Annotated in this window: 19 protein-coding genes; 13 read left to right on the top strand and 6 right to left on the bottom strand. The window is 67.7% G+C overall.

Going from position 1 to position 23,205, the window contains the following annotated elements; all coding sequences use genetic code 11:
- Positions 1-46 precede the first annotated feature (46 nt).
- Genes D3877_RS12465 through D3877_RS12460 form a run of 3 tightly spaced genes read right to left on the bottom strand, consistent with a single transcriptional unit; the run spans position 47 to position 1,231 of the window.
- Positions 47-754, bottom strand: a complete 708-nt coding sequence (locus tag D3877_RS12465) for a hypothetical protein (RefSeq protein ID WP_119831128.1) — start codon at positions 752-754, stop codon at positions 47-49.
- A 4-nt stretch (positions 755-758) separates the two neighbouring features.
- Positions 759-884, bottom strand: a complete 126-nt coding sequence (locus tag D3877_RS30845; RefSeq protein ID WP_274379630.1) for a hypothetical protein — start codon at positions 882-884, stop codon at positions 759-761.
- A gap of 5 nt (positions 885-889) precedes the next feature.
- Entirely contained in the window at positions 890-1,231 is a 342-nt protein-coding gene (locus D3877_RS12460; protein WP_119831127.1) for a hypothetical protein, read from the bottom strand.
- A gap of 217 nt (positions 1,232-1,448) precedes the next feature.
- On the opposite strand from D3877_RS12460, the gene D3877_RS12455 reads away from it, so the two are divergent.
- Both D3877_RS12455 and D3877_RS12450 read left to right on the top strand, forming a co-directional pair.
- Positions 1,449-2,885 (top strand): GH1 family beta-glucosidase, encoded by a 1,437-nt coding sequence (locus D3877_RS12455; protein ID WP_119831126.1) that lies wholly within the window; start codon positions 1,449-1,451, stop codon positions 2,883-2,885.
- A gap of 126 nt (positions 2,886-3,011) precedes the next feature.
- Positions 3,012-3,440 carry a hypothetical protein gene (locus tag D3877_RS12450; RefSeq protein WP_119831125.1) on the top strand — a complete coding sequence of 143 codons (429 nt, stop codon included), beginning with the start codon at positions 3,012-3,014 and terminating at the stop codon, positions 3,438-3,440.
- A gap of 7 nt (positions 3,441-3,447) precedes the next feature.
- Here the strand turns inward: D3877_RS12450 and D3877_RS12445 are convergent, their stop codons facing one another.
- Positions 3,448-3,705: a hypothetical protein gene (locus D3877_RS12445; RefSeq protein WP_119831124.1), complete on the bottom strand. Its 258-nt coding sequence runs from the start codon at positions 3,703-3,705 to the stop codon at positions 3,448-3,450.
- 205 nt (positions 3,706-3,910) lie between these two features.
- On the opposite strand from D3877_RS12445, the gene D3877_RS12440 reads away from it, so the two are divergent.
- Both D3877_RS12440 and D3877_RS12435 read left to right on the top strand, forming a co-directional pair.
- Positions 3,911-4,774 (top strand): peptidoglycan-binding domain-containing protein, encoded by an 864-nt coding sequence (locus tag D3877_RS12440; RefSeq protein ID WP_119831123.1) that lies wholly within the window; start codon positions 3,911-3,913, stop codon positions 4,772-4,774.
- A gap of 89 nt (positions 4,775-4,863) precedes the next feature.
- Entirely contained in the window at positions 4,864-6,108 is a 1,245-nt protein-coding gene (locus tag D3877_RS12435; RefSeq protein WP_147395181.1) for a sensor histidine kinase, read from the top strand.
- A 10-nt stretch (positions 6,109-6,118) separates the two neighbouring features.
- Here D3877_RS12435 and D3877_RS12430 read toward each other — a convergent pair whose 3' ends face one another.
- Entirely contained in the window at positions 6,119-8,455 is a 2,337-nt protein-coding gene (locus tag D3877_RS12430; RefSeq protein WP_158599905.1) for a GGDEF/EAL domain-containing response regulator, read from the bottom strand.
- A gap of 234 nt (positions 8,456-8,689) precedes the next feature.
- Here D3877_RS12430 and D3877_RS12425 point away from each other — a divergent pair, with 234 nt between their 5' ends.
- The 3 genes from D3877_RS12425 to D3877_RS12415 all read left to right on the top strand — a co-directional run bounded on the left by D3877_RS12425 (position 8,690) and on the right by D3877_RS12415 (position 11,432).
- Positions 8,690-9,454: a transporter substrate-binding domain-containing protein gene (locus D3877_RS12425; protein ID WP_158599903.1), complete on the top strand. Its 765-nt coding sequence runs from the start codon at positions 8,690-8,692 to the stop codon at positions 9,452-9,454.
- A 106-nt stretch (positions 9,455-9,560) separates the two neighbouring features.
- Positions 9,561-9,797, top strand: a complete 237-nt coding sequence (locus D3877_RS12420) for a hypothetical protein (protein ID WP_119831119.1) — start codon at positions 9,561-9,563, stop codon at positions 9,795-9,797.
- 60 nt (positions 9,798-9,857) lie between these two features.
- Positions 9,858-11,432: a sensor histidine kinase gene (locus D3877_RS12415; RefSeq protein WP_119831118.1), complete on the top strand. Its 1,575-nt coding sequence runs from the start codon at positions 9,858-9,860 to the stop codon at positions 11,430-11,432.
- Between the two features lie 12 nt (positions 11,433-11,444).
- Here the strand turns inward: D3877_RS12415 and D3877_RS12410 are convergent, their stop codons facing one another.
- Complete coding sequence (locus tag D3877_RS12410) at positions 11,445-13,721, bottom strand: GGDEF/EAL domain-containing response regulator (RefSeq protein ID WP_119831117.1); 2,277 nt, start codon at positions 13,719-13,721, stop codon at positions 11,445-11,447.
- A 480-nt stretch (positions 13,722-14,201) separates the two neighbouring features.
- On the opposite strand from D3877_RS12410, the gene D3877_RS12405 reads away from it, so the two are divergent.
- The 6 genes from D3877_RS12405 (at position 14,202) to tssH (ending at position 23,200) form a co-directional block, all read left to right on the top strand.
- Positions 14,202-15,626, top strand: a complete 1,425-nt coding sequence (locus D3877_RS12405) for a chemotaxis protein CheW (protein WP_119831116.1) — start codon at positions 14,202-14,204, stop codon at positions 15,624-15,626.
- Positions 15,623-17,560 carry a HAMP domain-containing methyl-accepting chemotaxis protein gene (locus tag D3877_RS12400; protein ID WP_119831115.1) on the top strand — a complete coding sequence of 646 codons (1,938 nt, stop codon included), beginning with the start codon at positions 15,623-15,625 and terminating at the stop codon, positions 17,558-17,560. The genes D3877_RS12405 and D3877_RS12400 overlap by 4 nt, the downstream gene beginning before the upstream one ends.
- A 47-nt stretch (positions 17,561-17,607) precedes the next feature.
- The gene (locus tag D3877_RS12395; protein WP_119831114.1) at positions 17,608-19,089 is read left to right on the top strand and encodes a mechanosensitive ion channel family protein; all 1,482 of its coding nucleotides are present in this window, start codon (positions 17,608-17,610) and stop codon (positions 19,087-19,089) included.
- Between the two features lie 102 nt (positions 19,090-19,191).
- The gene (locus D3877_RS12390; RefSeq protein WP_199720788.1) at positions 19,192-20,202 is read left to right on the top strand and encodes an eCIS core domain-containing protein; all 1,011 of its coding nucleotides are present in this window, start codon (positions 19,192-19,194) and stop codon (positions 20,200-20,202) included.
- A gap of 120 nt (positions 20,203-20,322) precedes the next feature.
- A complete protein-coding gene (locus D3877_RS29855) occupies positions 20,323-20,472 on the top strand; it encodes a hypothetical protein (protein WP_158599901.1) in 150 nt (49 codons plus the stop codon).
- A 70-nt stretch (positions 20,473-20,542) separates the two neighbouring features.
- Positions 20,543-23,200, top strand: coding sequence for a type VI secretion system ATPase TssH (gene tssH, locus D3877_RS12385; protein WP_119831112.1), 2,658 nt, complete (start codon positions 20,543-20,545; stop codon positions 23,198-23,200).
- Positions 23,201-23,205: the final 5 nt, after the last annotated feature.

Raw genomic sequence — 23,205 nt, 5'->3', positions numbered from 1 at the left:
CGCCTATGGCGACGGCGAGCGTCGGCGTCGATCATCATCACACGGTTCAATCGTCGCTGGCCGCGTCCACCAGGTAGAAAACGCGCAGCCCCAGCAGCCGGGCCGGGGCGTCCAGCGTGTCGGCGGCGTCCTCGGCCGCGCGGGCGATGGTCAACAGCGTCAACCCGTCCGCCGTCGGGGTTCCGGCCAGCGTGATCGCCGGGCTTTCCGGGGCGGCGTGCAGGGCGTCGGCGGTGGTCAGCGCGTCGGTCAACGTCACAGGCGCGCCGCCCGCCGCGTCCAACCCGTCGCCGTCGCCAAGCGCCACGCCGCCGACTGACCAGACCACGGACCCACCGCCGCCGCTGGCGGTCCACAGGGGTTGAACGGTGAGGCTTCCCCGGTTCCAGGCTTTTGGCAGAGCGATCAGAGCCTGGGCCGTCGTCACCGCGTCGGCGGCGAAGTCGAGCGTGCGCAGGACCACTCCGTGGGACGGGCTGTCCGTCGATCCGGCGACCGCGCCGCCGCTGGCCGGGGCGTTGAGCGTGGCGGCGGGAAGCCACAGGCTGCGCCGACCGACCGCGCGTTTGCTGGCCAGCGCGGCGGGCAGGCCGCTGACGTCGGCCAGCGCGTGGCCGTGGGCGACCTCGGCCAGACCGGCGCGCAGTTGCGCCACGGTGGCGCGCACGGTGGCGCCGTCCTGCACGGCGGGAAGCAGTTCAACGCCGGTCAGGGCGGCGCTGGTGGGAAGCTGGCTGATGGGCAAGGCGGGCATGGGATCACTCCGCGCGCAGGGGAAAACCGGATTCGGTGGACAGGCGGGCGCCGGACTGGCTGGTCAGCAGAACGACGCGCCACAGGCGGGCGGCCAGCGGGGCCAGCCCCCGGCCAAGACGGATCAGCATGGCGCTCACTCCATCTCGGACACGCGCAGCGTTCCGGGCGCCGAATCGGCGGCCAACGCGGCGATGTGGGTGTGGCGGACGCTCTGCCGGTTGTCGCCGACCGACAGATAGAGATAGGTCCCGGCGGGCAGGAAATGGTCGGACGCGCTGGCGCTGACCGCAGCGTCGCCGCTGCGCAGAAAGGCGGGAACGTCGCTGTGCACCGCGATCACGCGGGTGTCGGCGGCGAAGGCGGCGGCGTTGCGGGCGCTGCTGTCGCCCACCGGCACGGCGTGGGCGCCGCCCGGCTTCAGGCGCAAGGCGGGGATAGGATGAAAATCTTCGTCGCGCGGCAAAAAGGTCGGCATGGCTGGCTCACTCCGCAGAGGGCAAATTGAAACGAAAAACGCCCGTAGGCGGGGAGCCTGCGGGCGCATGGATGGCGTTGATTGTTAAGTTTATAGTCCTATAAACAAGATCGCGTCAATCCATCCGTTGCGAAAGCCGCCGCGCGGCTTAGAGTGCGCGGCGGGACGGCGGCCAAAGAATGGCGCGCGCGCGTGGCTATGGTGGAGTGACGGTGTGATGCGGCGGCGGACGTTCCTGAAAGTGGCGGCGGCGACGGCGACCCTGGCGTCGGCGGGCGGCGGGGCGCGGGTTCTGGCGGCTCCCGGCGTCGGGACGATGAAGCCCTTTCCCGAAGGCTTCCTGTGGGGCTGCTCGACTTCCGCCTATCAGATCGAAGGGGCGGTGGCTGAGGATGGGCGCGGCCCCAGCGTGTGGGACAAATTCAGCCACAGCTTTGGCCGCATCGCCAACGGCGACACCGGCGACATGGCCTGCGACCACTACCACCGCTTTCAGGAGGATGTGGATCTGATGGCCCAGGCGGGGATGCGGGCCTACCGCTTTTCCATCGCTTGGCCGCGCGTGCTGCCGCAGGGGACCGGAGCGGTCAATCAAAAGGGGTTGGATTTCTACGACCGTCTGACCGATTCGCTGCTGGCCCGTGGGATCGAGCCGTGGCCCTGCCTGTTCCATTGGGATTTGCCGCAAGCCCTGCAAGACAAGGGCGGCTGGCTCAACCGCGACAGCGCCGCGTGGTTCACCGACTACGCGCTGACCGTCGCCGCCCGGCTGGGCGACCGGGCCAAAAACTGGACCATGCTGAACGAGCCGTCGGTGGTCGCCATCTTCGGCTATGGGCTTGGCCTGCACGCGCCGGGCGTCACCGGGCGGACGAACTGCTTGACGGCGATCCATCACCAGAATTTGGCGCAGGGCAAGGCGTTGGCGGCCCTGCGCGCGGTTGGCGGGGGCAAGGGCTGGCGGCTTGGCACCGTGCTGTCGCTGCAACCCTCCTGGCCGGTCGGCGGGCTGGACGCCAATTACCCGGCGTCGAAGATGTGGGACGCGCTGTGGAACCGCTCCTGCCTCGACCCGCTGTTCAAGGGCCGTTACCCGGAGGAGCTGGAGGCCGAGTTCGCCGCCATCGCCAAGCCCGGCGATCTGGAGGCGATCCGTCAGCCGCTCGATTTCCTCGGCGTCAATTACTACAGCCGGATGCACCAGCAGCCCGACCCGCAGGGGCTGTTCGGCACGGGCTACGGCTCGCCCCCGGAAGGGACGCGGCGCACCGCCATGGAATGGCCGTTTGAACCGGACGGACTGGCCGAGATCCTTGGCGAGTTGCAGGAAAGCTACGGCAATCCGCCGGTCTACATCGCCGAAAACGGCGCCGATTACGTCGACACCGTCGGCCCCTCCGGTCGGGTCGAGGATGGCGACCGCATCGCCTTCCTGCGCGAACATCTGCTCGCCGCCCGCAAGGCGATGGACGAGGGGGCCAACGTCAAGGGCTGGCTGGTCTGGACCCTGCTGGACAATTTTGAATGGGCGGAGGGCTACCGCCGCCATTTTGGGCTGGTCCAGGTGGACCGCAAGACGATGACCCGCACACCCAAGGCCAGCTACGACTGGTACGCCAAGGTCATCCGCAAGAACGCCGTGCCGACGGCCTGACCGGCGCGGAGGGGACCGGGCGAGGATGGTTTGAACACCCATGGCGCGGCGATCCTACCATGGCGGGCGGGCTGTGCTAGAGTGCGCGTCCGCTCTTTGACCCGCCGCGACGCACCGTTCCCGATCATGGCCGCTCCCCCCGCATCCCACCCCACCCGGTTCGCGATCCAGAAGGCGCGCGGCAAGGGCTGGAAAACCCTGGAGGTGGGGGAGGAGTTGCCCCACGCCAAGGCGCGGTTCGAGACGATGATCGGCGTCAACCCGCGCGCCTATTTCCGGCTGATCCAGTTGGACTACAACGCCGAGGCCGATTACGAGGGCATGGAGTTCAACTGGACGCTGATCGAACTCTACGACCCGACTCAGAAGGGCGTCCGCAAGCCGCCCCCCGCCGCCAAACCGACGAGAGGCAAACCGCGCGATCCGTCGCGACCGGCGACGGTCAAAGGCAAGGAGAGGGTGCCGCTGCCGGTGCGCTTTTATCTGGCGGTGATCCTGATCGGCCTGCTGGTCGGCGGGCTGGCTTATCTGCGGTACGCGACTCCGGGGCGGTAGGGAGCGGTCATTCCGTCGTGTAGCCCTTGCGCCGCATGCATTGGCCGAAGATTTCCTTGCGGTACTGGAATTGCGGGGTTTCCGGCAGCGGGCGGTTGGGATAGCCGCGCAGGCGCATGGTGACGTCCACCTCTTCGGTGCATTCGTCGAACGCCACGCTGGGAACCTCCTTGCTGGCGGTCCATTCCCGGTAGGACGGGGGACTGCTGCAACCGGCCAGCAGCGTGACGCCCGCCAGCAGAACCGCGCTTTTCACCATGGTCATGACCCTGTCCCTTGTCCGAAGCCCCCAAGGGCCAAGGCTAACACGCGGTGGCCCGTCCTTCCATTTATGGGCGCGCTTTTTTGGCAACGCTGCGCGACGGACATGGCCGCGTTCCAAAATTCGCGACCGGAAAGCCGCCGCAATCTGGTAACACCGTTGACAGGCATCGGTCGTGGCGGAACGCCACGGGTGGAAGGGGAGAAGCATGTCTGGGGATCGGTGGCGGACGCTGCGCGTCGTCGTCGCAGCGACGGCGGTGGTTTGTTTGGCCGGGGTGACGGAGGCGCGGGCGCAGTCCGCGACCGCCGACATCCAATGGGCGCAGACCATTCTGAAGGAAAAGGGGTTCGACATCGGCGGTCGGGCCAACGGCCAGATGACGGCGCAAACCCGTGCCGCGCTCAGCGCCTATCAGAAGTCGGTCGGCTTGCCCGCCACCGGCCAGCTCGACGCCGCGACCACCGCCCGGATGATGGGCGACCGCGAGAAAAAAGCAGCCCCGACCATGGGCAGCCTGTCGAAAAGCCAGATCGGCCAGTCTCCGCGCGACAAGGAAGTCGTTCCCCGCGCCGTCCCGACCCACCGGGTGGACAGCGGCAACGAGACGGTCGGCGGCATGGCGCAATTCGGTTCGGCTCCGCCCTCCTCGTCCAGCAGCGGGGGCAGCAGTCCGGCGCGCTCTGCCCAACCGCAAGGATCCGTCGCTGAAACCCCGGTGAACCATGCCGCTGCGGATGGTCCCGTTCCCTTGGCCGCGCCCCGCGCGGCGGTCACGGCGACGACTGCCGCAGGGCAACCGGCCCCGCTGGTCGAGCCGCCCGCGATGGGTCCCGCCGGGATGCCTGGCTGGATGACCAGCGGCCTGCGCTATGGCGTCATGGGATTGCTGGCGGCGACGTTGGGGGGAATCGGTTTCGCCTGGTGGCGCAGCGGTCGCGGCGCGTCGCCGGTCGAACGTCCCGCCGACGAGGCGCCGCGCGAGACCCGCGTCGAACCCAGCTTCGGAACACGCCGCCGGGAGGAGTTGAGCGCCGGTCCGCGCCTGACCGCCGAGGCGCGGCGGCGCTGAGCGTTTGACGGCCCGTCGTCCGCGTGATCGTCGCCCGCGCGGAAAACTGTAACGCGCGTCTGCTACCCATCGCCGTTGGCGTCAATCAGGTGGTGGGTGTGCTTATGTCGGTGGCGGGTGGAGATGTGGCCGTTGTCCGGTCCTTGCGGCGCCCCGCCCCGGCCATCCCGCCGGAGACGCTGGGCAAGCAGGTCGCCCGCCTGTTTGAAGAGGACCGTTCCGTTCCGGCTTTCGCCGTGCTGCGCGGACGGAGTCCGGTTGGTTTGATCGACCGGCTGGGCTTCATGTCGCGCTTCGCCGCGCGCTATGGCCGCGACCTGTTCGGCCACAAGCCGATCACCCAGATGATGGACCGCGACCCCTTGATCGTTGACGCCGCCTTGACGGTGGACGAGGTCAGCCGCCGTCTGTTCACGCAAAACCCCAAGGCGCTGCACACCGGATTCATCGTGACCGAGGACGGGGCCTATGCCGGGATCGTCACCGGCATTGATCTGCTTCAGGCGGTCGCCCATTCGTTGGCCACGACGAACGAGCATCTGCGCGAGGCGCAGGCCAGCCTGGTGCAGTCGGAAAAGATGGCGGCCTTGGGCGCGCTGGTCGCCGGGGTGGCGCATGAGATCAACACCCCCATCGGCTCCGCCCTGACCGCCGCCACCGCCTTTGGCGAGCGGGCCAAGAGTTTCGGCGCGCTGGCGGGCGGCGGCAGCATCCGTCGCACCGACATCGACCGCTTCGTCGGCGCGGCGCTGGAGGCGTCGGATTATATGGAGGCGAACATCCGCCGCGCGTCCGAACTCATCACCGGCTTCAAGCAGATCGCGGTGGATCAAACCAGCGACGAACGCCGCCATTTTCGTCTGGCTCAATGCCTGGACGACGTGATGCTCAGCCTGAACCCCCGGCTGCGCAAGGAGGCGGTGGGCGTCGCCCTGTCTTGTCCGCCCGATCTGGAGTTGGACAGCTATCCGGGCGCGGTCGCGCAGGTGTTGACGAATCTGGTGATGAACGCCGTCGCCCACGCCTTCGCGCCCGGCCCCGGCGGCGCCTGGACCGATGGTCGTCCGCGCCGGATGACGATCACGGTCGAGCCGTTGGCGGGCGACGCGCTGGAACTGGTGGTGGCCGACAATGGCGGCGGCGTTCCGGCGGACGTCCAGCCGCGCGTCTTCGACCCGTTTTTCACCACCCGGCGCGGGCAGGGCGGCACCGGGCTTGGCCTGCACATCGTTTTCAATTTGCTGGCCCAACGGCTGGGCGGCGGCATCCGGGTGGAGGACGCCGAGGGCGGCGGCGCCCGCTTCGTCGCGTGGCTGCCGCTGGTCGCGCCCTGACGGCGGTGGGTCAGTCGGCGGGAGCCAGCAGCAGCGGCGCGCTGCGGTGGATCAGGGCGGCGGCCTCCTGGGCTGGCATCGGGCGGCCAAACAGATAGCCCTGCGACCAGCGGCAGCCGAGCGCGCCGAGCGCGTCGGCTTCTGGCTGGGCCTCCACCCCTTCGCCGACCAACTCCATGCCCAAATTGCTGGCCAGCGTGCAGATCGCCTGCACCACCGTCATGGTTTCCCGCCGGTGCAGCATCGCCTTGACGAAGGAGCGGTCGATCTTCAGCACGTCGAAGGGGAAGCGGTCGAGGTAGCTGAGGCTGGAATAGCCGGTGCCGAAATCATCGAGCGCCAGATGAACGCCCAACGCCTTCAGGGCGCGCAACAGCCGTTCGGCGGTGTCCGGCTCGTTCATGATGAGGCTTTCGGTGATCTCCAGCTTCAGCCGTTCGGGGGCCAAGCCGGTGCGGGCCAGCACCGCCGCGACCTCCCCGGTCAGATCGTGATTCATGAATTGGCGGGCCGACACGTTGACGCTGACTTGCAAGCGTTCCGCGCCGGGGATGCTGGCCCCCCATTCGGCCAATTGCCGGGCGGCGCGGTCCAACACCCAACTGCCCAGCGGCAGGATCAAGCCGGTTTCCTCGACCACGCCGATGAAGGCGCCCGGCGCCAGCAGGCCGCGATGGGGGTGGCGCCAGCGGATCAACGCCTCGAACCCGCACAGATGGCCATCGGCGGTGCGCACGATGGGCTGGTAGAACAGCTCGAACTCGTGGCGGCGGATGGCGTGGATCAACTGCGTGACCAGCATCAACCGCCCTTCGCCGCTCAAAGGCGGGCGGTGGACGGTGAATTCATAGCGCCCGCCGCCCAGCCATTTGGCCCCGCGCATGGCGCGGTCGGCGTCGGCGATCAGATCCTCGGCCCGGCGGTCGTCGCTGACCATGGTCAGGCCGGCGGCCATCGACGGGATCACCTCGCAGCCATCCAGAATCAGCGAGGCGCCGACCGCCGCCATCAGCCGTTCCGCCCAGATCTCCAACGCCGCGCGGTCGCCGCGCTTGAGCACGACGAACTGGTCGGCCCCCAGACGGGCGGCGACGTCGCCCCCGCCCCCATCCCCGTCGTCAAGCGCCGATTCGATCCGCCGCGCCAGCGTCGCCAGCAGCCGGTCGCCCGCCTCATAGCCCAGGCTTTCGTTGACGTCGCGGAAGCGGTCGCAATCCAGCACGCAGATCGCCATCTCGATCCGATGATCGACGTCGGCCAGCCGGGCGTTGAGGGACTCGACGAAGGCCGTGCGGTTCCACAGCCCGGTGACGGCGTCGTGAGTCTTTTCGTGGGTGATCTGCTCGAACAGATAGGCGTTGTCGAAACCGATGGCGACCTTGGAGCAAAAGACCTCCAGCAGCTTGCGGTCGATCACCGTCAAGGGGCGGTGGCCGCACAGATAGACGACGCTGGCCGAATGGTTGGCCGTCTTGAAAAAGATGATGCAACGGTCGTCGGCGAAGAAACTCTCCTCCCGCTCCAGCACGGCGGCGATTTCATGGCACACCGCGTCGGGCAGGGTGGTGCGGATCGGCACGCCGGAGCGGAAGGCGAAGGGCGCTATTCCCGCCACCACCCGCACATCGTCCAGATCGCCGTTGAAATGCCGTCCGCTGACGGCGCACAGCAACGCCCCTTGCGCGTCGTGAATGATCGAGCGGATTTGCAAAACCACGCCATCGACGAACTGCGCGACGGAGCGCTGTTCGTACAGGGTGGTGGAGGCGGCGAGAATTTTCTCCAGCCCCCGGCGGCTCATTTCCAGCGCGGCGATCTGGTTGTAGGCGCGCAGCGCCGCCAGGACGGCGGTGAACAGCTTTTGCGCCGTCAGCTCGTTCTTCGCCTTGTAGTCGTTGATGTCGTAATTGACGATGACGTCCCGTTCGGGAGCCTGCCCCGGCTGGCCGGTGCGCAGGATGATGCGGACAAAGCGGTTGTCGAGTCGGCCCCGGATGTGTTCGGCCACCTCCAACCCGGCGGTGTCGGTTTCCATCACGACGTCGAGCAGGACCACGGCGATGTCCGGCGTGTCGCTGAGGATCGCCTTCGCCTCTCCGCCGCTGTAGGCGCTGAGGAAGGACAGGCGCCGCCCCTCGAAGCGGAAATCCTCCAGCGCGAAGCGGGTGATCGAGTGGACCGACGGATCGTCGTCCACGATCAGAAGCAGCCAGCGCGCGTCCGGTTCGGGCGATCCGTCGTTGGGGCCGTCTTCGATGATCGTCAGATGATCGTTGGCCGCGCCGTCATCTGGGTGGATGGCCGCCGCGTCGGATCCGGCTGGTCCGTTGTCTGGCTCAATCGTCATCAGGACATGTCCGCAAGCCTTGGGATCAAACGGGCGCCGTCTGTCCTCAGCGTTCCCTTCTATCCCCTGGCCTGTTGAATTCTTGCGGCGGTTTTGTAAAGTTTTTGTGTCCGCCGTCCGATGCCGGAGGTCAAGGCGCGGCGTTCGGCAAAAAATCATAAAACTGACCCATCGCGGTCGTTGGACCGGCGTAAGCATGCCGAGAGCGCATTTTGCTTTTGGATGGGATTGACCATGATGTTCAACCGAATGTTTTCCAGCCTGATGATGGGCCTCTCTTTCTCCGTCTTGCTGACGGCGCTTCCGGCCCGCGCCCAGACTTTGACGGTTGGCGTGGAAAGCAGTCAGTACCTCCCGGCTTACAGTTACGAGAATGGCGAGTACACCGGCTTTGCCCGCGTTTTGCTCGACGCTTTCGCCCAGGACAAGGGCTATCGGCTTGAGTACAAGGCTTTGCCGGTGGTCCGACTGTTTTCGGAACTGCTGGCGGGCAACATTGACCTGAAGTTCCCCGACAACGCGATGTGGTCGGCCAGCCAGAAGACGGGGCATGACGTCGTTTACAGCGTTCCGGTGATCGCCTATGTCGACGGCGTCAGCGTCGTTCCGGCCAGCAAGGGCATGACCGTTGACGCGGTTCGGTCCTTGGGGCTGATGCGCGGCTTCACCGCCTGGGACTGGCAGGACCGGATCATGGCGGGAACAGTCTCCCTGCACGAGAACAACAGTTTCCCCGCCTTGTTGGAAACGACCATCGCCGGGCGCAACAACGGCGCTTACGCCAACGTCGCGGTGGTCAACCACCAGCTTGAACGCGTGTTGCACAAGCCCGGCGCGCTGGTCTTCGATCCTGGCCTGCCGCACACCCGCAGCGATTACCATCTGTCGTCCATCAAGCGTCCCGACGTGATCGCCGCGTTCAACGCCTGGATGGCCGCCAACACGGACCGGGTGGCGCGGATGAAGGCGGAGTTCCAGGTCGAAAAAGGCGTGGAATGATCGGCGGGCTTGGTTGTACCCTTCAATCGTCAGACAATCGAAACGATACGGTCACAAATCACGCGTAGGGTCTCGTCTCCTTCGGTCGATTGCCAACGGGAGTGTCATGCGCCTCACCATCGAAGTCTTGGACCAGAAGACGCTCAACTGGAATGTGCTCGCCTGTCATGAGGGCGTGGGCATCGACGCCGCTCCGGCCATCGTCGCCGTGCTGCGCGACGGTTTGCCCGAGGTGACAAGCCTCCGTTGGAATTGGTCGCGTTTGCGGCCACAATCCCCCGATGGCGCGCCCGCCCCGGCGCCGGTTGGGCGCGGCTATCGCAAGCGGGGCGTTCGACGCTGACCCCTGGTCCTCCGGGTGGTCATGTGGGCGTCCGCGCCAATGGCCATCGGGAGAACCGGGATGCCGACCATCTTTGACCGCAGTCTGTTGGCGCGCACGGTGGCGCTGATTTGCGCCCCGTTGCTGCTGGTGGTCGCGGTGTCGGTGGTGGTCGCGATTGATTATTCCGACCAGGACGCCCGCCGCGCGTTGAGCGAGCGGGCGCGCCAAACCGTGGCTCTGCTGGCGGGCGGCGCCGGCGACGCGCTGTGGAACATGGACCGCATGGCGGCGGAAGCGGTGTTGCAGCCGATTCTGTCCGACCCTGATTTTTCCGCGATGCGGATTCTGGATCAGGATGACGTGGTGTTTGCCGCCTTCGGCGATTTTTCCGCGCCCGCCCAAGGGCTGATTGTCGAGCATGAGACGCTTCGTCATCGGCAGGGGCCGGGAGAGCAACGGATCGGCGCGCTGGAGCTTCGCCTTGCCACCGCCCGCGCTGAGGCGGCGATTTTGGAGCGCGCCCGCAACATCGCCCTGATGGGGCTTGGCCTGTTGATGGCGATTTGCGGCTTGCTGGCGTTGATCGTCCGGGGCGTCACCGCGCCGATTCGGGCGATGACCCGCAGCGTGACGGCGTTGGCCGCCGGTGTCGTGGACGTGCCGATTCCCGTCGCCCGGCGGATGGACGAGGTCGGGCGTATGACGGTGGCGCTGGGCACCCTGAAGGAGCATGAGGCCGAGCGGCTCCGCTTCATCGAACGCCAAGCCCACCAGATGGAGGAGGTCGAGCGCACGGTCGCCGAACGCACCCAGGAGTTGCGTGACGCGCTGGAAACCCTGCAACGGGCGCAAAGCGAGCTGGTGCGCACGGAAAATATGGCGGCGTTGGGCGGGATGGTCGCGGCGATCGCGCATGAGATCAACACGCCGCTTGGCAATGGCCTGACCGTCGCCACCACGCTGGGCGACAAGATCACCGAATTCCGCGCCCTGTTGGAAGGGAAGGAGCTGCGGCGGTCGGTGCTGCGCGATTATTCCGACAGTTTCAACACCGCCAACCGGCTGTTGGTCGGCAATCTGACGCGCGCCGCCGAGTTGATTGGCCGGTTCAAGCGGGTCGCGGTCGATCAGACCAGCGAGTTGCGCCGGACCTTCGAATTGGATGTGGTGTGCGGTGAGATCATCGCCATGCTGGCGCCCAGCTACAAGCGGTCGCCGGTGGTCTTCACCCTTGATTTGCCGCCGGGCATCGTCATGGACAGCTATCCGGGCGCCCTGGGGCAGATTCTGACCAACCTCGTCGCCAACGCCATGCTGCACGCCTTTGCCGAGGGCGCGGAGGGCGGCTCCATCCGGGTGTTCGCGCAGAGGTTGGAGGAAGCAGGGGACGCCGACCGGATTCGGCTGTGCGTGGTCGACGACGGGGTGGGGATTCCCGCCGCCATTTTGCCACGCATTTTCGATCCCTTTTTCACCACGAAATTCGGCGCGGGCGGCAGCGGCCTTGGACTGCACATTGTTTACGCCATCGTCACGCGGGTGCTGGGCGGCAGCGTCACGGTGGAAAGCCGGGTTGGGCTTGGGACCACATTCACCATGATTCTGCCACGGGTCGCGCCGATCCATTCAACGGAGACGTCTCCGGGCGGCTGACGCGGGCCGCCGTCACAGGGCGGCGAGTTTGCGGCTCTGGAGCCAGATTTCCAGCGCGTCGAAGGGCAGGGGTTTGGCGTAGAGGTAGCCCTGCCCGGAATCGCAGGACAGTTCCCGCAGCGTGTTTTCCTGTGTCGGGCTTTCCACCCCTTCGGCGAGAACCATCATGCCCAACTCATGCCCCACCTTGACGATCATCGCGGCGATGGAGCGGTTTTCCGGCCGGTGGTCGATGTCCATGACAAAAGAACGGTCGATTTTCAGGACCGAGGCGGGCAGCTTCTGAAGCCGCGACAGCGAGGAATAGCCGGTGCCGAAATCGTCGATGGCGATGCTGAACCCCATTTTGCGCAGCGTCTGCACCACCGACAGGATGTGATCGTCCTCCATCGCGTTGCTTTCGGTGATCTCCAGCTCGATGTCGGTCGGGTCGGCCCCGCATTCCTTCAGCACGTGTTCGGTCATGGACAGGAAATGGTCGTCGCGCAACTGGCGCACCGACACGTTGACCGCCATGCGCAGACGGCCAAGCCCCCGTTGATGCCACCGAGTCAGGTGCAGGCAGGCTTCGCGCAGGACCCATTCGCCCAGCCACACGATGTGGCCGGCGTCCTCGGCCACCGGAATGAAGGTGTCGGGGCGGATCCAGCTTCCATCCGGGCGCCGCCAACGCAACAGGGCCTCCACGCCGATGACGGCGCCATCGGACAGGCGCAACTGCGGTTGGTACATCAGCGAGAATTGGTTGGTCGATTGCGCTTCGGCGATGCGGTTGACCAGCGACAGGCGCCGGTGCAACTCATCCTCCATCGCCGCGTCGAAGTGGAGAATGTTGTCACGCCCGTCGCGCTTGGCCCGTTTCAACGCGATCCCGGCCCGGCGAATCTGGCGGTTCACGTCCAGTTCGGCGGCGTCGGCCAGCGTGTAGCCACCCGAGACCCGGACGGTGATCGGGTGCCCGGCGATCAGGAACGGCTCGGCGAAGCAGTGTTGGATGGCGCGCAGCAGGATGTTCTCGTCGCCTTGGTTGAGCAGCCGGACCTGCACGCCGAACAGGTCGCCCGCCAAGCGGCTGACCGCGCCCGCTTCGGCGAAGCTGTCATGCAGTCTTAGGGCGACAGCCTGGAGCAGGGCGTCGCCGGTGCGGTAGCCCAGCCCGTCGTTGACCGTCTGGAAATGGTCGAGATCAATCAACAGGATGGCCAGCCTGCCGCCGCCTTCCGAGCGCAGGCGGGTCAGCGAGGCGGCGACCTCGTCCTGGAACAGGGTGCGGTTGGGCAGGCGGGTCAGCGGGTCGAAATAGGCCAGCGCGCGGATGTGGTCGAGCAGCGACGCGTTGTCGAACCCCAACGCCACGTTTGACGAGAAGACCTCCAGCAACTGCCGCCCCACCGCGCCAACCTTGCGGCCGGTCGCCAAAAAGATCGCCAGATCGTCCCCGGACCGGCCCCGAATGTGCAAAACGGTGGCGTGATCCTGGAAGATGCTGGTCCGTTGCTCCAGCGTTGTCCGCAGCAGCGTCTGTAGGGATTCGTCGGGGATCTGGCTCAACGGCGCGCCCGCCAGATGGCGGAAGGGACCGGCGGCGGCCAGGATGACCGGCTCGTCGCTTCCCACCTCGTGGCGCAGGCCGTTGAGCGCCGGTTTGGTACGGGCCAGCACGATTCCGCTGGCTTCAATGTCCAGAAGGCCGCCCAACTGGGTCAAGATGCCTTCGCAAAAGGCGGTGAGCGAGTTGCGGCGGAACAGCTCGGCGGACGCGCCGATGATCTGTTCCAGCCCGCGCCGACTGGTTTCCAGCGCTTGGATGTGGTTGTAGGCGCGCAAGGCCGCATAGAGCGAGGTCAGCAGCCGGGTGCGCGTCAATTCCGATTTGGTGCGGTAGTCGTTGATGTCGTAATCGCGGATCACCGCCATTTCCGGGGCGTAGCCGGGTTGGCCGGTGCGCAGGATGATTCGCGGGCTGCTCAAGGCCAGATCCTCGCGGATCATGCGGACCAGCCGCAGGCCCGCGTCGGGCGTCTCCATCACGACGTCGAGCAGGATCACCGCGAAATCGGAATCGCGGCGCAACAGCTCCAGCGCCTCCGCCCCGGATCGGGCGTGCGACAGCTCCAGCTTGCGGCCAAGAATCTCAACGCCTTGCAGGGAATAGGCGGTGGTGAGGTGCACCTCGTCGTCGTCATCGACCAGAAGCATCCGCCAGACCCGATCCGGGGGCGCGGCGCTGGACGTCGGCTCGTCATCCTCAATAATCGCGAGGATGTCATCCTGATCTTGTGCGCTCATCAGAGAATACCCCGCCCGGCGGCTGCCTCATGATCGCGTGACACGGCTCGAACGACTCCAAGCCCATCAATCGGACGGCGCCGTTTTTGAACAGAACAGCCAATTTTGTGATGGTGACGCAGGAACAGACCTCTGTCGATAGGGGAAACCCATGACGCCTTTTTGCACCCTTAAGATGTGAGGCTGGAGGCGATTGGCAAGAGAACAATCAATAGGCGTAAAAACCGTGGAGGAAACCGCCTTTGATCGCCGTCGTCCCAGCCGCAGCGTCCCGCCGCCGCTGACGTGAGGGCCAGGTGGCGACGTCGGCGCGCGGTCGGAGCTTTGTGAACAGCTCGTGACAGCCGCCGACTTTCGGTGTTGTCGGCGCGAATTTGCGCTTGGATAACACGTGGGTTGCCCTAGTCTGTCGCTCAACACGTCGGTGGCGCTTTGTCTCTCCGGCGGCAACGGGGATCGGGGTCAAGTTTGGCGCGGGGGATGGCGATAGGGGTCTCGGATGCGCTGGCGTCCGCCGCTGGGACGGCGCCGGCGCTGGCGACGGCGTCTCTGCCCGTGTGGCTGACGGTTGCCGGGCGGGTTTGGGCCGTGCCGGTGGCCAGCGTGCGGACCATCGCCGAAGCCGGGCCGGTCACGCCCCTGCCGATTGTGGTTCCTTGGGTCGATGGGATCGCCAGCGTCAATGATTCCCCTGTGGTCTGCGTCGATCTTGTCGGCGCGTTGGGGCTTGGGTCGGAATCCTCCAGCGTATCCGGCGCCGGTCGGCGCGGGCGTGTGGTCGTGGTGGTGGCGACGGTCGTCGGAGATGTCGCGCTGCGCGTCGATGACGCCCGGTGGGCGCGCGAGGACAGCGCGCCGGTCCTGGAGCTTGCCGATTTGCTGCCCTGGTGTGGCGGCTTCCGCGTGGTGGGGCGTGTCGAATCGGCGGCCCCCTCGGTTTGCGCGCCGCAGGTTGCGGAGCGTTCCTTGTTGCGGGTGAGCCAAGAAGGCGGCGGCGAGCTGGCGTTGCGGCTTGATCGGTTGGACCGGATCGAACGGGCCGAGCCGGTGGCGCCGCTGCCCGATTCGTCGGCGTGGCTGGTCGCCGTCGGCGGTGGGTTGTTGCCCGGTCGGACCTTGTCCGAGCGAGGCGATGGCGCGCGGGGGCTGGCCGGGCACGCGGTGGTGCTGCGGGGCGACGCGCCGGGGGAACGCGCGGCCTTGCTGGTTGATCGCGCGATTGGGGTGGAGCGCTGCCCCCCGGACGCCCTGTTCGCGGTGCGCCATCCCGATGGCGGGGGATCGGTTTGGTGGCGCCGCGCCGACGCCCCGCCCTTGCGGGTGGTTGATCCCGGCCCCTTGTTTGGCTGGTCTCCGGCGGACGACGCGGCGACCGAGTCCGCCGCCGCGACGCTGACGACGCGCGATTCGGGCGGTGGCCAACCGCGCTGGCTGGTGGTGGAGCGGGAGGGCGTGGCCGTGGCGATTCCCCTCGCGCTGGTCGCCCAGGTGACGAGCGGGGGCGCCGGGCGTGGGGCGGATGAGGCGGCGGGCGCCGCCGACCGCGTGCGTCTGGCCGGGCCGGGCCGTTGGCGTCGGCATCCGTTGCGCGTGGATCGGGTGAACGCCCTGGATGGCGGCGCGGCGGCGTGGCGGAGCGTTCAGGGGGCGCCCCCGGTGGTCGCGGCGCTGTTCGACGCGGCCCGGTTCGACGCGACGACTGGGCGCTGGACGTTCCGTTTGAAAGACGATTCTGTGGATCATGCGCCGCGCGGGTTGCCTTGGCCGGTGCGGCGGCTGTTGGTGGCGGCCTGGCGGGATTGGGTCGACGCCGGATGGCGGGACGGGAGCGATCCGGTTCCAGCGTCCACCACGATGTCCCACCCTGATTTTGCCCCGAAACCGTCCGTGATTGCCAAAACATGACCATCAAGACCAAGCTTCGTCTGGCCTTCCTGCTGGTGATCGTCCTGTTCGCCGCGTTCGGCGGGGTGGCCATGCACGCGCTGAAGCTGTTGACGGCGGACGTCGACACGATCACCCAACGGATTCTCCCCGCCGTGGTCGCCGTCAACGCCGTCAACACGGCGACCAGCGATCACCGGGCGGCGGAATTGCGGCACATCCTGTCCACCGACTCTCAGGAGATGCGCGAACTCGACATCGAGATCTCCCGTCTGCGGGCGGAGATCGAGACGTGGCGCAAGCGTTACGAGCCGTTGATCGAGAACCCGGTGGAGCGGGAGCGCTACAGCCATTTCTCCCGCGATTACGCCACCTACCTGACCGGCAGCGACAAGACTCTGGCGCTGTCGCGCAAGAACGAGAACACCGACGCCCACGCGCAGGTCGCGGACGCGACCCGGCTGTTCCTGGGTTTCAGCGACGATCTGGACGAATTGGTGCGGCTGGCGCAAGCCTCCAGCGAGGAAACCAGCCAGCAGGCCAAGCAGGTCGCCACCCGTGGCCGGGCGGTCATCCTGATCGGTCTGGCGCTGGCCATCGGTTTTTCGCTGGTCTGCATGTGGTTGGTGGAGACGCTGATCTCCCGCCCGGTCGCCGGACTGACCGGCAGCTTGCGCAAGGTCGGCGCGGGCGATCTGGACGTGACCGTCGGCATGACCGAGCGGACCGACGACATCGGCGAGATGGCCCGCGCCACCGAGGCGACGATTGTCGCCGTGAAGGGGTTGGCCAAGGATCTTGGCGCCCTGGTGGACGCGGCCCAGGCCGGGGCGTTGGCCGCTCGCGCCGAAAAGGGCCAGCATCACGGCGAATACGCCTCGCTGGTCGGCGGGCTGAATCTTCTGATCGAAACGCTGACCAAGCCGCTGTATGAGGTGGTCGGCGTCATGCAGCTTCTGGCCGCTGGCGATCTGAAGGGCCGGATGACCGGCCATTACGACGGCGATTTGCGGGCGCTGAAGGCCAACATGAACCGCAGCCTCGACGCGCTGGTCAGCCTGTTGGGGGAGGTCGGCGCGCTGGCCGGGCGGATGGCCGACGGCGACCTGACCGCGACGGTCGCCGGATCCTACCAGGGCGATTTCGCCATCTTGAAGGGCAACGTCAATCGGGGGCTGGAGCGTCTGCGTGAGCTGATCGGCAACGTCGCGGGCGACACGGAACAGATCGCCGTCGCCGCCACCGAAACATCGGCCGCCGCCCGGCAGGTGGCCGAGGAATCGGATCGCCAGTTGGTCAGCCTGATCGCCGTCGCCGGGGCGGTGACGCAGACCGCCCAGTCGGTGGAGGACATCGCCGCCAACGCCAACCGGGGCCGCGATCTGGCGACCGTCACCGCCACCCTGGCGGACGAGGGGCGCGGCAAGCTGGCCCAACTGTCCGACGCCGTGGGCCGGATCGCCAACGCCCATGACCGGATCGAACGGATCGCCGGAACCATCACCCGCATCGCCGACAAGACGCACATCCTGTCGCTGAACGCCGGGATCGAGGCGGCGCGGGCGGGCGAGCAGGGCATGGGCTTTGGCATCGTCGCTCAGCAGATCGGGCGTCTGGCCGAAGACGCCGCGCTGGCGGTGCGCGACATTGAGGGCATCGTCGCCGAATCGGCGCACACCGTGCGCGACGGCGTGGCGACGGCGGGCGAGGCGCGCGGCTCCATCGACCGCATCGCCGAGGCCGCGCGCGACAGCGGCGCCGCTGTGCAGGCGATTTCGGCGGCGATGGCCCAGCAGACCGCCGCCGTGCAGGAGTTGGCCCAACGCCTGACCGAACTGCGGACCAGCAGCGAGGGCAACGCCGCCGCCGCCGAGGAAATCAGCGCGACGATGGAGGATCTGGCCCGCATGGTCCACCGGGCGCGCGACCAGATTGGCCGTTTCCGGCTCGTCTGACCCTGTTTGACCCTGTGATTTGACCGTGTGAGGAGCCTGACCGCCCGATGCCCGTGCCGACCATCATATCCCGGCTGAACAAGCTGTTTTTGCCGTTGGCCGGGTGTCTGCTGTTGGGCGGCGCCTTGTATCTGGAGGGCAGCGCCTATCAGGCCGCCGGGGCGGAGGCGCTGGAAAGCGGTTGGCGCGTGTTGGGCTACGCGCTCAGCATCGGCTTGATCCTGTCCTTGGGCATGCTGCTGCAACGGGTGGTGCAGTATGTCCTGCTCGACGGGTTGGTGGCGGCGGCGCTGGGCGCGCCGGTGCCGCGCCTGCTCAGCCAATTGTCGGGCCTGTTGATCTTCCTGCTGTCCTTCGGCGCCATCGCGGGCTTCGTCTTCAAACAGGATCTGACGGTCCTGTGGGCGGCGTCCGGCGTGGCGGGCGTCGTCTTGGGCATGGCGTTGCGGGAATTGCTGCTCGACATCTTCACCGGGCTGGCGCTGAACCTCGACCGCCCGATCAAGATCGGCGACCATGTGGTGCTGCACAAGGCGGGCGACACGGTGTTGGAGGGGCGCATCGCCGAAATCAGTTGGCGCAGCACCCGGCTCAACGACGATGCGGGCAATCTGGTGATCGTCCCCAACAGCCGAATCGCCGCGTCCACCATCACCAACCATTCGCTGCCCAATCCGTGGTTCGAGTTCATGACCACGGTGACGCTCGACGCCAGCGTGCCGACGGAGCGCGCCTTGCGCATTCTGGAGGCGGCGGCGATCGAGGCGATCCTGCCCCACGCCCTGCCCGACGCGCCGCCGCCCTACAGCCGGGTGCGGGCGATCACCCCGCATGGGGTCGAGTATGCGGTGTTTTTCAGCCCGCCCATCGACCGGCGTTACCGCGTGCGCAGCCTGATTTTGCAGCATATTCTGCGCCATCTCGACCGCGCCGGTCTGCGCCCGGCTTGGCCGAAGCAGGAACAGGCGGCGGGCGATCCGACGAGCCTCGCCGGGCGGACCATGGACGCGGACAGCTTGTCCCGGCTGCTGGCGACCACCGCGCCGATGAGCGCCCTGGCCGAGGCCGACCGCCGCGTGCTGGCGGCGGAGATTCGCCAACGCCGCCTGCCCGCCGGGCTGACGCTGGTCCAGGCGGGGGAGGCGGCGGTGGCCTTTTACATCGTCATCGAAGGGTTGATGACCGCCGAGGCCCCGCGCGGGCGCGCGGCGGCCCCGCCCCCCGTCCCGTTGGGGCCGGGCCGTTTGGTCGGCATGGACGCCCTGCTGCTTGGCACGACCCATGGGGAAACCGTGCGCTGCCGCGCCGAAACGCTGGTGGGCGAGATCACCATGGACACGCTGGGCGTCCTGCTGGCCCACAACCCGGACGCCGCCGACACGCTGAGCCGCGCCGCCGCCGCCCTGCTGGCGCAGGACAGCCCGGGCGAGCCGCGCGGCACTTTCGCCGGGGAAGCCGATCTGGCCGCCGACATGCTGTCGAACCTGCGGCGCTCCACCGGCGTCGGTCGGTTGATGGCGGCGGACTGAAAGCCGATGACGGCGCATTGACAGGCCGCGCGCGCTCCGGGAAGATGGGACAACGTGCGGGAGGTGTGTTCCATGCCGTCTCAAGCTCTGCGGGATCACGGAATGTCAGGTCGCGTCATACAGGGCCGCTTCGCCGCGTCTGGTCCGCGCCTGCCGATGGCGGGCCGAACGGGAACGGCGCAGCCGATGGCGCAGGGCAACGCGCAGCAACTGCCCTCAGGCCTGCTGCGCATGGGGGCGGGCGGACGGCCCTTGCCCGAGTCGGTGCGGCAGAAGATGGAATCCTTTTTCAAGACCGATTTTTCCGACGTTCGCGTGCATGTCGGGGCGGAGGCGCCGTCCATCGGCGCGCTGGCCTTCACGCTTGGATCCAACCTCTATTTTGCGCCGGGGCAGTACAACCCGGACACCCCGCAGGGCCAGCAATTGCTGGGGCATGAGTTGACCCATGTGGTCCAGCAACGGTCGGGCCGGGTGCGCAACCCGTTCGGCAACGGCATCGCCGTGGTGCAGGATCCCTCGCTGGAGTCGGAGGCCGACCGGATGGGCCTGCGCGCCGCCTCGCACGTCGTCGCGCCCAGCCTTCAGGCCAAGATGGCCGCGCCCAAGCCGGGCCAGCTTCCGTCGTCCCAATCGAACGTCGGGCAACCCAAAGCCGGGGCGGCGGTGGGGTCGGGCTACCGCCTGATCGTCGGCGCCTATCTGCACCAGGAATCAGGCTTGCCCGACGCGATGGCCGGGCATGGCTTCGTCGCCGTCGAGCGGCCCGGCGGCAAACGCGAAGCCTGGGGCTTTTCCCCCGCCAACCTGTCCGAACTGGACGCCAAGCGCGATCTGGGCCGTCTGACCACCGGCGTGCCGGGGCGGGTCCACCGCGACGAAAGCGCTTTCGCCAAGCCCGGCGTGCGCACCCGCAGCATCCCGATTTCGGCGGAGCAGGCGGACAAGGCGATGGCCAAGATCGCCGAATACCGGGGCGGCAACGTCCAATTCAGCCTGGCGCGCCGCCAATGCACCGCCTTCGCCGGGGACGTCGTCAAGGCGGCGGGGGTGGACGACGCGTTGGGAGCGGGAGCCAGCCGGGGGCCACGGGATTTCTATCGGAAGATTTGACGCGTTGGAGCGCCCGCATGAGCAAACCTCCTCTTCAGCCTCCGATACTGGTGGTCGCGTCGCATGTTGAATCGGTATCTTGACGAAATAAGCTACTGGACGATCAATCAGACGGCAAAAATGTCAAGGCGTGAGGCGTTGCACGTCGGTCGCCGCAACGACTTCGACGCATGGTTCGACGCCACGTCGGATCGACTCTACAACACCTACAGGGCGTTGCGGGACGTGGCGTTGCCGGTTGCGCGGACCCACGCGCATGACGCCCGCTGAAAAAATTGCTGTTGCTGGGCGACCGCGCGTCTTGCGGTGATCGTCGGCGCTTTTAAGATCGGTTCCTCGCATGTCCCCCTTGAAGCCCCTCATCGGCAAACTGAACCCCACGGCCAAGCGCGCGCTTGAGACGGCGGCCCAGCTTTGCCTGACGCAGACCCATTTCGCGGTGGAGGTGCAGCATCTGCTGCATTGCCTTGTGGCGCTGCCCGACTCCGACGTCGCCCGCCTGCTGCGGCATTATGGGGTCGAGGCCGGGGGGCTGTCCGCCGACCTGATGCGCTCGTTGGAACGGCTGCCGCGCGGCAACCGGCAGACCCCGGCCTTTTCCGAGCATCTGTTGCGCTTGCTGGAACGCGCCTGGGTGGTGTCGTCGCTGCGGTTGGGCGGGGCGGCGATCCGCTCCGGGGCGATCCTGGCGGCGCTGCTGGATGATGACCTGCTGCGCGGCATGGCGCTGGAGGCCGCGCCGACGCTGGTCCGCGTCCCGCGCGGCGCCCTGCTGGAAGAGTTGCCGAACCTGTTGCGCGGCGGGGTGGAGGATCAGGGCGGGCCGACCGGCGCATTCGCCGCCCCAGCGACCGCTGCGGCGTCGGCTTCAGGCGCGGCGGCGGGGCCGTCGAAAACCCCGGCGCTGGACGCCTACACCATCGACCTGACCGCGCAGGCCCGTGCCGGAAAGATCGACCCGATCATCGGGCGTGACGCCGAAATCCGGCAGGTCATCGACATTTTGATGCGGCGACGGCAGAACAACCCGATCCTCACCGGCGATCCCGGCGTCGGCAAAACGGCGGTGGTGGAGGGCTTCGCCCAGCAGGTGGCGGCGGGGGCGGTGCCGCCGTCCTTGCGCGGGGTGTCGGTGCGCATCCTTGATCTTGGCTTGCTTCAAGCGGGCGCCGGCGTGCGGGGCGAGTTCGAGGACCGGCTGAAGCGGGTGATCGCCGAGGTCGCCGCCGCCGCCAACCCGGTGATCCTGTTCATCGACGAGGCGCACGCGCTGGTCGGCGCGGGCGGCGCGGCGGGGCAGGGCGACGCCGCCAATCTGCTGAAACCGGCGCTGGCGCGCGGCGAGTTGCGCACCATCGCCGCCACCACCTGGGCCGAGTACAAGCGTTATTTCGAAAAGGATCCGGCGCTGACCCGGCGTTTCCAACTGGTCAAGGTGGCGGAGCCGGACGAGGCGACCGCCGTCGCCATGCTGCGCGCCCTGATCCCGACGCTGGAGGCGCATCACGGCGTGCGCGTTCTGGACGAGGCGGTGGAGCACGCCGTCCGCCTGTCGCACCGTTACATCAGCGACCGGCAATTGCCGGACAAGGCGGTGGGGGTGCTCGACACCGCGTGCGCCCGCGTGGCCCTGGCGCAAACCGCCCCGCCCCCGGCCTTGCAGGAGGCCCAACGCCGCGCCAAGGCCCACGCCGCCGAATTGGCCTTGCTGAGACGGGAAAGCGTTTCGGGCCGCGATCATGACGAGCGGATTGACCGACTGGAAAGCGCCCAGATCGCGGCGGAGGATGAAGGCCACCGGCTGAACGCCCGCTGGCAGCAGGAAACGGAAATCGCCGGACGCATCCGCGCGCTGGAGGATGAACTCCCCAACCTTTCCGGCGAGGCCTATCTGCGGGCGCGGGCCAAGCGGGACGGCTTGCGGCTGGAACTGGACATGATGCAGGAGGGCCGGGAGCCGATGGTCCCGCTCGACGTCGATCACCGCGCCGTCGCGTCGGTGGTGGCGGGCTGGACGGGGATTCCGGTCGGGCGGATGATTGTCGACGACCGCAACGCGGCCCAGGGCCTGCGCGAGCGGATGGCGGAGCGGGTGGTCGGGCAGGACGCCGCGCTCGACGCCGTGGCCCGCCGCATCCGCACTTTTTTCGCCGGGTTGGGCGAGCCGGGCAAGCCGACCGGCGTTTTCCTGCTGGTCGGGCCGTCCGGCGTCGGCAAGACGGAAACGGCGCTGACCCTGGCCGATCTGCTGTTCGGCGGGGAGCGCAGCCTCATCACCATCAACATGTCGGAGTATCAGGAGGCCCATTCGGTGTCCGGCCTGAAGGGCGCGCCGCCGGGCTATGTCGGCTTCGGCAAGGGCGGCGTGTTGACCGAGGCGGTGCGCCGCGCCCCCTATTCCGTGGTGCTGCTGGACGAGGTGGAAAAGGCCCATCCCGACGTGCTGGAGCTGTTCTATCAGGTGTTCGACAAGGGCACGCTGGAGGACAGCGAAGGGGTGGTGGTCGATTTCAAGAACACGCTGATCCTGCTGACGTCCAACCTGGGGTCCGACACCATCGCCCGGCTGGCGGCGGGCGGGGTGACGGCGGCGGATCGGTTGGCCGAGGCGATCCGCCCCGAACTGACGCGCCATTTCAAACCGGCGCTGCTGGGCCGCATGGTGGTGGTTCCCTATGTGCCGTTGGACGAACCGCGCATTCACGCCATCGTCCGGCTGAAGCTGGCGCGGGTGCAGGAACGCCTGTTGGACACCCATCGGGCGGAACTGACCTATGACGACGCGGTGGTCGCCCGTGTCGCCGCCCGCTGCGCGGCGACCGACGCGGGCGCGCGGGCCATCGATCACCTGCTGACCAACACGCTGCTGCCCGATCTGTCCTCGGAACTGCTGTCCCGGTTGGCGACCGGCGCGCCGCTGGAGTCGGTTCATGTCGATCTCGACGCCTTCGGCGCGCTGCGTTACACCTTCGACGGTCCCGCCATTCGCCGCGTTTAAGCGCC

The organism is Azospirillum cavernae, from assembly GCF_003590795.1.
In the GTDB taxonomy this organism is placed as follows: Bacteria; Pseudomonadota; Alphaproteobacteria; order Azospirillales; family Azospirillaceae; genus Azospirillum; species Azospirillum cavernae.
Note: the sequence above shows the minus strand (reverse complement) of the source record. Positions and strands in the feature narration are given on the sequence as shown.